Here is a 12,341-nt window from a genome sequence, read left to right as displayed (position 1 = left end):
GTTACGGTGGAGTAGTCACGAACGGGGGTGAGTTGATTTAACTTTTTACGACCTCGTTTAACTGGCATAATAGATATTTGGGTTCCGTTTTCGGAACCCTTTTCTTTTTCTAATACGACAGGTATTTTAAAATTAATATTTAAAAGGTGCAGTTTATTCTCATTATCATAGTTCACTGTTATTTTATCTATTATAACCTTGAGAAACTCCTTTTTCATCTCGTCTGAAATATTGGTTTGAGTTTTGATATGTTCTGAGAAATTGTCAACCCAGTCAAACCATTTCTGTTCAGTTCCTAATTGCCTCAGTTTACTTCTCAAACCTTCAATCTTCAATTTGACTTGTTTAAGCTTTATGGCGAGGTCTTTTTTTAAAAGTTTATAAACCTGTTCAGAAGAAAACTCTTGTAATATATTCCGTGATTCGATTTCTACTAAACCTCTTTCAATAGTTGTCTTAGTTTTTTAATGTAATCTCTATAAAGATTTACGTAACATTTCTTTTACCATATTAAAAACCATTGTATTAAACTCCTCTTTAGCTTCTTCGTTGTCATTAATGACTTTATAAAAATCAAAATTTGTTGTTACGTGTTTCAGTAATTCGTCTTGTGCTAATTTATCACTTGTAATTCTTGCATTCTGTTCGTCAGAATGCTCGATAGAATTTAGCATATCTTTGTTTTTAGCCACTCCATTTACAACACTTTCAGCCATTTGCCTAACCTTATCAGCATCTTCAAATTCAGTTCCATAGCGGTCATTAAAAGTTTTAATAATATTAGATAATTGGTCAATTTCAGGGTCAGATGTTCCGCCTCTCATTTCTGTAGGAATAGGTTGTAAATCTTCTCCCTGTTCCATTGCTATATTTGTGGTGGCTTCCAACTGTAGGCGGTAACTATCCATATCTATATTATCTAAAACACCTTGTGAAAAATCAGGTTCAGCATCAGTTCCTAATTTGCTTTGTAAATGATTTAAGAAAATATACAGACGCTCTAAATATGCATTTTCAAAATCTACAATTTGAGATAAGAATATATACAAACGTACATAAGTCTTTACTTTTGCTCTAAAATCCGCTTGTTGCTCTTCTTCTAAATCTTCTCTAAAAACAACACTTGACTGGTCTAAAATGTCGTGTAACTGGTCTACTGTTACATTTGCTAATATTTTATTTGAAAACTTTTCTACTTGCTCTCTAGAATAGACTTGATAACTGTCTAAAGCATCTTGTAAGTCAAATAATTTATTTGGGTCTGTAGCCTCTCCTAAAATAGTATTTTCAAAATATGGTTTAAATGCTTTTTCTATATCCTCAGAAGAATTGGCAAAATCTAAAACAAAAGTATCTGTTTTTAACGGATGACTTCTATTTAGTCGGGATAAGGTCTGTACCGCATTTACACCACCTAATTTCTTATCTACATACATTGTATGAAGCAGTGGTTGGTCAAAACCTGTCTGAAACTTATTAGCTACTAATAAAAATTTGTATTCATCTTTTTCAAATTCTTCAGGTATGTTACCGCTTGGAAAACCATTTAAACTTGATTCAGTTTCTCCATCTATTTCCCCAGAAAAACCAACAATTGCTTTGTATGGACTATTAATAGATTTTAGATAAGCATCAAAAGCGTGTTTGTATTGTACCGCTTTAGCTCTGCTACTTGTAACCATCATAGCTTTTGCCTTGTTACCCATTTTATTCTTCTTAACTACATTATCTATAAAATGGTTAATCATTAAAATGGATTTCTTTTTGATAGCATGGTCATGACCTTCGACATAGGCTTTCAGTTTTTTTTGAGCCTTTTTCTTATCGTACTCTGGGTCGTCTTCTATCTTTTTCAGTAAAGCATAAAAGCTTTGGTATGTTGTATAATTAAGCAATACATCTTTAATAAAACCTTCTTCTATGGCTTGTTTCATTGAGTACAAATGAAATGCTTTGTATTTGGTTTTTCCATCCTGTTCAAATGGTTCGCCAAATAATTCTAAGGTTTTGTTTTTTGGCGTAGCTGTAAAAGCAAAATAACTTGCATTAGGTAAGAGTTTACGAGCTTTCACTATTGCCCTTATAAAATCTTCACCTGTTACTTCATTATCTTCTGTTTCATCATAGTTTTCTAAATCACTTTGAAGCTGTTCTTCGTCTGAAACTTTGGCTAGTGTTTCGTTTAATTTACGAGCCATTTGTCCACTTAAACTACTATGTGCTTCGTCTATAATGATTCCAAAATTATTGCTTGGTAAATCACCAATATCCTCGACAATATGGGGGAATTTTTGAATGGTAGTAATTATTATTTTTTTTCCTTCTTCTAATGCAGTTTTTAATTGCTTACTTCCATCTGTAATAGCTTGTACAACACCTTTGACTTGTTGGTATTGTTTTATGTTCTCTCGTATTTGCTTATCTAAAACTCTTCGGTCTGTGATGACAATAACGGTATCAAAAATTGTTTTAGAACCTGATTTATCATGTAAACCAACCAGTTGGTGAGCCAACCAAGAAATGGAGTTACTTTTACCTGAACCTGCCGAATGTTGTATCAAATATTTTTGACCTGCTCCTTTTTCTTGTGCATCTGCTAATAATCGGGAAACGGCGTTTAATTGATGAAAACGAGGAAATATAAGTTTTTTAGTTTTCTTTATTTTTTTCTTACCCTTAGCGTCTCTATACTCTTTGTCTTCTGTGATTAATTTAGCATAGTTTTGAAGGATATTGGTAAGAGTATCTTTAGTTAAAATCTCTTTCCACAGGTAATCTGTTTTTATACCACCATTAGGTTCATTTCCTGCTCCGTTTTTATTTCCTTTATTGAAAGGTAAAAAATAAGAGCTGTCGCCTTCTAGCTTTGTACACATCCATACTTCTTCTGTGTCTACAGCAAAATTAACAACCATCCTGCCTAAACGAAATAACTCTTCGTTTGGGTCACGGTCAGTTTTGTATTGTTTTATGGCATGTTTTACATTTTGATTGGTAAGCTCGTTTTTAAGCTCAAAGCTGATAATTGGCATACCATTAATAAACGTAACAATGTCTAAAGATTTTTTGTTTTTTGGCGAAAAATAGACTTGACGCATAACCGAAAAAATATTGGCTTGGTACAAGTCATTTGCTTTTTGGTTGTATACAGAAACTGGTTTGTCATAAAACAAGCGTAGCTTGGTATCTGTAAAGCCATCTACAATACCTTTACGTAAAACTTCTATAACGCCCTTTTGTTTTATTTGGTCGTTTAAACGCTTTACTATTTTTTGTTTGTAAAGGTCTTTATGATAACGTTTTAATTTGTCTAATGCTTTGGCTTGTGTTTTTTCTAAAAACTGAAACAGCAAATCTTCATCAATACAATTGATATTATTGTAATTGCTGTTTGCTCTTTCTACATAGTTGTTGCTATTAACTAAATAATCAACAATATGCTTTTCAAAGCCATTTTCTTTTGTATTGGTGTTTTTACTCATAGTTAATTCAAATTGTGGTCATGAAAGTAATCATTTAGCAATACCATTATTTTTTCAAAATGTTCTTTTGCTTTTTCATCATTCCAAATATCTTCATTATATATTAAATCTGATTTTAAGCTATCTATACTTCCTTTTGCTTTTTTATTTTGAAACATACTGCGTTTAACACCATATGCTTTGTCACTGTATTCTGAATTTATACTTCTAGTAACCAGCACTAAATTGCCCATTGTATCTAAGGTTTCAATACAAACCTTGTCTCTAGGGTCTCTTGGGTTTTGCGGGCCTATATGTTCAATTGAGTTTCTTGCTGTCATTTTATAATTACTCCATTCATCTTCTTTATCCAATTGACCTCTATAATACCAGAGTATAAATTCTATTTTATAAAACCAATAGTGTGGAAAGCTAACTCCTGAATTATTTAAATTCTCCAGAGTACCGAAAACTGTTTCTGCATCACATTCTACATCTAAAAAATCTTCCATAGAATTAATAGTTCTTTCTGGTAAAGAAATATGCTCCGCATTTGAACTAAATAAGGTGTTGTCTAATTGTCTTAACCAGTAATAGGCATCATTAAATGATGGTTTTTCATCAATCATCCAATATAAAAAAGGTGTCAACCAGTATTGAGTCGTGTTTTGTTGAGAATGGTATAATATGCTTTGTAGCAATGCCATTCCGTTCAAACTGTCTTTATTCAATCTTCTCAAATAATAAGTCCAGCCTCCTTTTTTTTGGTTTTGTTTATAAATGTCCTTAATACCGTGTTCTTCTCTGTCTTCTGAAACAGTAATCCATTTTATTACATATCTGTCAAAGCTATATCTAACTTTAAACAAGGTTTTAAAGAATCTAACTACAAATTTTTCGTTGATAATTTCAGACTTCAAAAAGTGCTTATCAAAAGTTTCTAAAAGCTCTTTTTCATTGATACGTAAAATATCTTCTTCTTCATTTTCGAATAGAAAAATACGTAAAGTATGTAGCAAAAGTTGAGGAAAAGAGAGAATACTCCTTACTGGTTCAAACTCATCTTCATTTGATTCTGGATGATGAGTAATATTATCTTTAATTGAAGTTGCAATATCCTCGTATTGTTCAGGATGTTCTAACACATCGCTTAGCATAAGAGTGGTTTGAGGATTTGAACTTTCGAATAAATTTAAAACATCATCAATATCAAATCCATTATGAAAAATATGCGCCACATCTTTTGATGAGCCAATTTCTAAGGCAATAAGACGCTCTAAATAATTATCCATTACTGAACATACTTGCCATAGTTTGGCATATTGATTCCTCTTTTCTACATTTTTAATGTAGTTAAGTAATCTAGCTTTAAGTATCTCGTGATGTGCCAACTGCTCACCTCTGTTGTTTAAGGCTTCAAACAGTTTGTTAAGGTCTGTAGTTTTTGGCACATCGGTTAATACCATTTTTACTTTTTCAAAAATATAATTTGAGAATTTTATTTTTTCTTCCTCATCTTTTAAGTGTTGTAAAATCAATTGGTTAATTTGATTTCGAGCTTTCCCTATTTTTAATAAATCAGAATAGTCTTTTGAATCATTTGATGAAGAATGTTCTGCATTACCTATATTATTGAAATAGTCTGTTACATTTTGACGTATGGCAAACTTTAACCTAAGTTCTCCATTTTTATAGGTGAATGGCTCAAGATTACCTCCTAATTCATTGGATAATAACCATAGTGTGGTAAATCGCTGCTGCCCATCTACCAGGTCATACAACTTGTCGCTGTTTTCATTATTTACAGTTATGACTCCACCTATGTAGTATATGTCCTTATCTGCTTTATATGCTGTAAGTAAATCTTCAAATAAGGTTTTTACTTGCTCCTCTGTCCAAACATACAATCGCTGATAGATAGGAATATTGAACTCAAATTCTTGAGCTACAATAGATTTTATATCTGTTAAATTTGATACTATGCTATCCATTGCTTTCGGCTCTTTACTTCAATTAATCTATTATCAATATCCTTATTATAATACTCACATAACCTTTCTATATATCGGTCTATTACATTGTTTTTTACTTCTTTTTTTCCATTTAAGAACCCATTATTGATATAGATGTTTTCAGTAGGTTTTGCTTGATTAATAAAACTAAACACTTCATTAGGCAAATAAGCACTGCATATTACATCCAATAAGCTATTAGACGCATTTTTTAAACTGTTTTTTATGGCTTCTTGACGCACATAATATTTCTCTAACCTAATGGCTCCTAAATAATAATCGAAATACTGTATGGCTTTAAAGAACTGTTCTTCCTTAAAATTGTCATAGTAGGCTACTAAACACATTTGCATATAATAACGTAAATACTCCGACATATCTTTGGTGTACAAAGCATTATAAAAAAGCAATGCTTTTTCTATTTCAAGAGACTTCTGTTCTTTGGTGTTAAAAAGAAAACGAAATATGGCGTGATACTTATCTGTATAATCAAAAAAGTTCTGTCCTTTATAGATGGGTTGCCTTATAGCAAAAGGATAGTCTTTTTTAGCTAAAGGTTTTTCTGCTGATACCAGCAGTACACCATTCTCTGTATATTCTAATTGGTGATAACGCATATTGTTATTATTAGGAAATAAACGAAAAGCGTTTTTAGTCTCTGTACTGTACGTGTTTTTTTGAAACTCTGTTAACACTTCCATTTTATTGGGATATGGAAAATGCGATTGCCCTTTCCATTGTCTCACCTTAAACAATATTTCATTGAATAAATGTTTGAGGTCTAGCAAATGGTTATCTTCTTTTCTGGCTTTAAAGGTAATGTCTTCCCAAGATTTTGCTTTTTGCTCTTGTAGTTTTTCTGGTAATGCTCTAAGATGATATGCTTTTAGATAATCATCTACACCAAGACTAACACCTCTATTGTTTTGTGAATCGAAAAACGCAAAAGCATGGTCTTGATTATCACTTACAATTACCGTAAACTCTAGCTTGTGGAAAATTTCAGAATCCTTTAATTTTTCTAATCTAGCTATGGATTGCTTTGCAAAGTTTAAGTTTTTGGCAATGTTAAAACCTGAAACACTTTGATTGTATTGTACATTTTGCCCTTTTAGCAATGAGCCATATAGTTGGTAATAGATTAGTGCTAATGTTGTAAGTCTTTGTTGACCATCTATAATTTGAAAATTAGCATCTTTAGTATTGGAAAATAACAATACAGAACCCATATAATAGGTTTGTTTAGGACTTGAAGCGATGTATTCTTCCCAATCTTGTAACAACTCTTGTACTTTGGCAACATTCCAAGTATAAGCACGTTGATAATCTGGTACGACCAAATTTGGAAATCTCTCATACAAGTCAAAAAAACGGTATGTATTAACTTGTATCAAATTAATTAACTTCTTTTTTATAATTAGAAGCTTCCTCTGCTACCATTGTCAAAGGTGTTTCTTCTGTAGGTAGTTTAAAATCTCTTACATCTATTTTACCTGTAACCGCTTCTGCTATTAAAGCTGTTTTGTATTCTTCTACTAAAGTAATTTCTTTCTCTATTGTGGTTATAGTCTTGGTTACTGTGTTTAATTCACTTTGTATATATTCTGAAATTTTAATTTGTTCTTCAATTGGAGGAATAGATGTATATATTGTTTTTAAGTCATTAATGTTAAACCTAAAAACCTTTACACCTGTGGAATATTTACGAAGTTCTTTTGTGAATACTTTTGAAGAGTAATACAAATACTTTCCATCTATTTTTTTATTTGGTTTTAACAGCATTTGTTCTCCACCTAATAAACCTATATCAGTTCTATTGTAAAAAGCAGAATGTCCTAAATCTTCTATCGTTTCTGAAGTTGAAACAATAATTACATCTCCTTTGTTTACAACCTGTGAATCTTTATAAAACTCATCATTAACATAAAACTGAAAATTTTTATCAACTTCATCAATTTTATATGTTTTTCCATACTGCAAAGCAACATAGTTTCCATTACTCAATAATTCATCTTTTTTAAAACTTGAATTACCTCTTACAAAATTGGAAACACCAATTAGTTTGGTTGTTTTCCAATGTTCAGGGATTTCTCCCAACCATTCAATACCGCTATCTTTCATTGGTACATTTGGGTTGATGCCTTTTGTAACTGCTTGGTTTATTATGGCTGCTTTTTGCTCGTTGAGTAACTCAATGAGCTGTTTTTTCTTGGTAATAAAACGGTTGATTTTCTCGGTTTTGTAGTCGAGAAAATTGGCTATTGTGGTTTGTTCTTGTTTTGGTGGAAGAACAGTTTTTATATTGAAAAAACTATCTGTGTACATTCTCAATCTACTATCAATTATTCCAGTAGATTGTTTTTTAAATTCTTGTTTGGCATTTTTGGTTTTAAATAGATAACCAAAATATCTTTCGTCACCAATGAGATTTTTGTAAACACAATATGCAGGACTTACAATGCCATTATATTTTGAAATACCTAAACTCCCATTCCAAGCAAGCATAATGTTTATAACTAAATTGCCTTTCTCTACAATTTTATAACCTTCTAATGTTTTTGCATTTGAAATGTTTTCTCCTTCAGCAACTTTATCTGATTTTTTTGTTATGCCTGTATATTGAGAAACTGATAGTAAATCTTCCTTTCCTGTTTCACTTCTTTGGTCTAATTCCTGGAACACATACTTAATTCTTCGGATTTCCCAATGGTCTGGAATTTTTCCTAACCAAGAAACAGTACTGTTTTTATATTTATTATAATTTTCTTTTGCCATTACTCTACAATTTCTTGTAATAAATTATCAGTTTGTTCTTCTAGTGAAAAAATGTCTTTTGCTATTTCTTCAAGTGGTCGTAAAGCTTCGTATTTGTAGAAATACTTATTGAAAGGAATTTCATAACCAATTTTCATTTTCTTTTTGTCGTACCAAGCGTTTTCGGCAAAGGGTAATACTTCACGAGCAAAATAGACGTCTATATTTTCTTTTAAGGGTACATTTTCGGAATCTTTTAAATCTTTATCAATTATATATTTTGTGTTCTCTACTCTTTTTTCGGGTTGAGTTTTATGTTTCTTATAATCATTTATATTTTTAAAGACTGGCTTAGCATCACTATTTGTTTCTGTAAATACAGACAAAACATCCCTAAGGGTTTTGTTTATAAACCCTTCCTTTTTAACTCCCAAATGATTAGAAAAATCAATTATAGATTTATTGAAATCTAAATGGATATCATCTCCAAAAAAGTCTGCTATTTCTTCAATGTTAAAACCTGCGACATTCAATAAATCTTCTAAATAAGCTCCTTTACCATTTTTAATTTTTTCTTTACAATTAGTAATAGCTAATTTTAATGGTTGTTGAGTTGTAATTTGATAAAAACCAAAATCTTCGTTATTAAATATTTTAGAATATTCATTTTCTTCAAAATCGATATACATATTTTGAACATCTAAAATATGATTGGTGTCTAGTTCATTTCTTTTACTCCCTAAAGGTTTTCTTCTCTTTTTGTAGAACTTCTTTGAAGAAGCATTTATCAATTGTACTTTTCCTTTTCGTTTGTCTTCTTTTACATTACTTAAAATCCAGATATAAGTGGCAATACCTGTGTTGTAAAACATATCGTTGGGCAATTGTATAATACATTCTAGTAAATCGTTTTCTAAAATGTATTGGCGTATGCCACTTTCACCACTACCTGCATCACCCGTAAATAGGGCAGAACCATTGTGTACAGAAGCAATACGACTACCACCATCTTTTGGGTCTTTCATTTTAGAGAGCATATGTAGCATAAACATTAACTGTCCGTCATTGCTACGAGAGGTCAAGCATTTTTCTTCAAGTTCGCCTTTAAAGTTTTTAATGGGTAGGTTAAAACGCCTGTCGTTTATTTCTACTTTTTTACCAGTGCCTACGTTTAAGTTCTCTATGTCTTGTTTCCAACTTGTACCATAAGGTGGATTGGTCAACATAAAATTGAATTTCAGATTTGGGTCAAAACCGTATTCGCTTAATGTTGAGCCAAATTTTATTTTATCTGGGTCTTCATTTTTAAGCAACATATCAGATTTACAGGTGGCGTACATTTCGCCAGTATTCTCTTGTCCGTATAAATGAAAAGTTGCTTTAGATTTTATTTCGCCATCAGGATTGGTGGCATATTTTTTAGATTGCGTAAGCATTGCTCCAGAACCCGCACAAGGGTCGTACACTAAAAATGTTCCGTTTTGTATCTGTTCTTTTACAGGCAAATACACCAAATGTGTCATTAATTCAATAATCTCTCTTGGTGTAAAGTGACGTCCAGCAGCAGCGTTTGTTTTTTCGTTAAATCTGCGAATTAAGTCCTCAAACATATAACCCATTGCCATAGGTGATATTTTTTCAGGGCGTAATTCTACTTTTGGGTTACAGAATTTTTCGATTAATGAAAATGTGATACCTCCATTTTCCAACGTTTCTAATTGGTTTCTGAATTTGAATTTAGAAATAATGTCTTGAACATTTTCCGAAAATCCGTTTAGGTAGTCCTCAAAGTTGCTGTCAATATTTTTGGGGTCGTCCAACAACTTTTTCATTGTGTAAGGCGAAGTGTTGTAAAACGCTAATCCAGAACCGTGTTCTTTACTTGTTAATAACCCTAGAAGATTATCTATTTTACTCTTAAATTCTTTATGCGTTTTAAGTACTTGGTCTTTGGTAGGTTCTAACGCCAAATCTAAACGCCTTAACACTGTCATCGGTAATATAACGTCTTGATATTGGTTTTCTAAATACTTATTGATTAAAACATCATCTGCTACTGTCCAGATGAAGTTTATAATAGGTTGTAGGCTTTGTGTATCTAAATTCATTTATTTTTTCTTAAAATCTCGTTTCTCAATTAGTTCTTTTGCCTCCATATTCAATATTTCAGCTATTTTAAACAGGACTTCAATACTCGGCTGTCTTTTGTTTCGAGCATACTCATTAATCGTATTATAACTTTTACCCATCTTATCGGCAAGCCAAGTTTGACTAATTCCTTTGTCTTTAAGAACTTCTTTTATTCGGTTCATTTTAAACCATTTTTAAGTTATGTCTAATCTAATAAATCTCATTGAAATATGATGGGATTTTACACTGTATTTTATTGAATTTGATGTTTCGGTTTTTTTATAACTGTGATTTCATTTATTTTAGTATTTTCCGAATAGTTTAAACAAGGGTATTTAATGAAAGAAACACTACACATTTTAGTCAGAGTTAGCACGTCTGTTCAAGAGGAGGAAGGAACATCACTTAAAACACAAATGGATGTTGGAATAGACTTAGCTAAAAAACTAAATATGAACTATGTCATACATAACGAAGGTGGTACATCTTCTTCAAAAGACACCCTTGACAATCGACCAGTACTATTAAAAGTTCTAAAACTGATTGATTCGAAAATTATAAAACATTTGTATGTGTGGAATACAGACCGATTATCTCGCAGTCAAATAACGTGGTATACCATAAGACAGAAGATGATTGCAAACGGAGTCATTCTTCATACATCAAATGGTGTACATAATACACAGGACTTTATGGAGAATATGATTCTTGGTATTCTTAGCGAAGTTTCAACTTACGACAATATGGTTAGGAAAGAGAGAAGCAGACTAGGTAAAATTGAAAAGGTAAAACTAAACTATTGGAGAGGAGGAGACTGTCCTTTTGGCTATAAGCTCAAGTGGGATGGAATTGGAAATCGATTAACAGAAAATGAGTCCGAAAGTAAATGGATTCGTATGATTTATAGTGAGTATTCTAAAGGAACATCTTTGAAAGAAATAAAATCAATACTTGAAGACAACAAGATTAAAACAAGAAGAGGGAATAAACTCTGGTCAATGGGTTCTCTCCAAGTTATTTTAAAGAATGAAATATATACTGGGCAACAAAAATTCACAGATAAAAAATCTAATACCACAATCACTAATGAAGTGCCACAACTCATTAGTTATACATTATGGGATGAAGTTCAATCTAGGAAAAAAGTAAAACTAGAACGTAAAAATCAAATTAACAGAACAACACGGTTTTACTTGTTTAGAGACTTTTTAGTTTGTGGTTGTGGAACACCAATGGGAGGTAGGACTAACGAAAAGAAATATATTCGCCAGTATTATTGTCCTCTAAGTGAGCGTAAATTTAATAATTCATATAAGCAGAATGTTGAATGCAATATGAAACGATGTTTAAATATACCTAATACTGATGGTATTTTATGGAATAAAATTATTGAAATTTTAACTAACACAGCTGAGATAAAGGATGTTTTAAAACAAAAAACACTTATCGGTAGTAGCTTTGATACTAATGAAGTCAAACGAGTGATAGAGTTAAACGAAGCTGAAATTTTAGAATTAACAAAAACTAAGACAACTATTGAAAGAGGTTTAGTAGAAATCGAATCACGGAATATATTACAAGAGTTTTCTTCTGAACAGGTTTATAAACTTTTAAAAAAAGACCTCGCCATAAAGCTTAAACAAGTCAAATTGAAGATTGAAGGTTTGAGAAGTAAACTGAGGCAATTAGGAACTGAACAGAAATGGTTTGACTGGGTTGACAATTTCTCAGAACATATCAAAACTCAAACCAATATTTCAGACGAGATGAAAAAGGAGTTTCTCAAGGTTATAATAGATAAAATAACAGTGAACTATGATAATGAGAATAAACTGCACCTTTTAAATATTAATTTTAAAATACCTGTCGTATTAGAAAAAGAAAAGGGTTCCGAAAACGGAACCCAAATATCTATTATGCCAGTTAAACGAGGTCGTAAAAAGTTAAATCAACTCACCCCCGTTCGTGACTACTCCACCGTAAC

General features: G+C 31.5%; 8 protein-coding genes. 1 reads left to right on the top strand and 7 read right to left on the bottom strand.

All coding sequences use genetic code 11. The annotated features are described in order from the left end of the window. The 7 genes from M890_RS0113660 to M890_RS0113630 all read right to left on the bottom strand — a co-directional run. A partial coding sequence (locus M890_RS0113660) for a hypothetical protein (RefSeq protein WP_028284063.1) occupies positions 1 to 335 on the bottom strand: 335 nt, incomplete at its 3' end. Between the two features lie 141 nt (positions 336 to 476). Next, a complete protein-coding gene (locus M890_RS0113655) occupies positions 477 to 3,482 on the bottom strand; it encodes a type I restriction endonuclease subunit R (protein WP_028284062.1) in 3,006 nt (1,001 codons plus the stop codon). Between the two features lie 2 nt (positions 3,483 to 3,484). After that, the gene (locus M890_RS0113650) at positions 3,485 to 5,452 is read right to left on the bottom strand and encodes a DUF262 domain-containing protein (protein WP_028284061.1); all 1,968 of its coding nucleotides are present in this window, start codon (positions 5,450 to 5,452) and stop codon (positions 3,485 to 3,487) included. Continuing rightward, entirely contained in the window at positions 5,440 to 6,867 is a 1,428-nt protein-coding gene (locus M890_RS0113645; protein ID WP_198018216.1) for a DUF262 domain-containing protein, read from the bottom strand. Before M890_RS0113645 ends, M890_RS0113650 begins: the two co-directional genes overlap by 13 nt. A 1-nt stretch (position 6,868) precedes the next feature. Further along, positions 6,869 to 8,248, bottom strand: a complete 1,380-nt coding sequence (locus tag M890_RS0113640; protein ID WP_028284059.1) for a restriction endonuclease subunit S — start codon at positions 8,246 to 8,248, stop codon at positions 6,869 to 6,871. Beyond that, entirely contained in the window at positions 8,248 to 10,335 is a 2,088-nt protein-coding gene (locus M890_RS0113635) for a type I restriction-modification system subunit M (protein WP_028284058.1), read from the bottom strand. The genes M890_RS0113640 and M890_RS0113635 overlap by 1 nt, the downstream gene beginning before the upstream one ends. Then, positions 10,336 to 10,539, bottom strand: coding sequence for a helix-turn-helix domain-containing protein (locus tag M890_RS0113630; protein WP_028284057.1), 204 nt, complete (start codon positions 10,537 to 10,539; stop codon positions 10,336 to 10,338). Between the two features lie 156 nt (positions 10,540 to 10,695). Between M890_RS0113630 and M890_RS0113625 the strand changes: the two genes are divergently transcribed. After that, positions 10,696 to 12,341: recombinase family protein (locus tag M890_RS0113625; RefSeq protein WP_028284056.1), on the top strand; the 1,646-nt coding region annotated here is incomplete at its 3' end.

The sequence above is a fragment of the Olleya marilimosa CAM030 genome (assembly GCF_000518485.1).
GTDB lineage: Bacteria > Bacteroidota > Bacteroidia > Flavobacteriales > Flavobacteriaceae > Olleya > Olleya marilimosa.
This window is presented reverse-complemented; position numbering and strand designations above follow the sequence as displayed.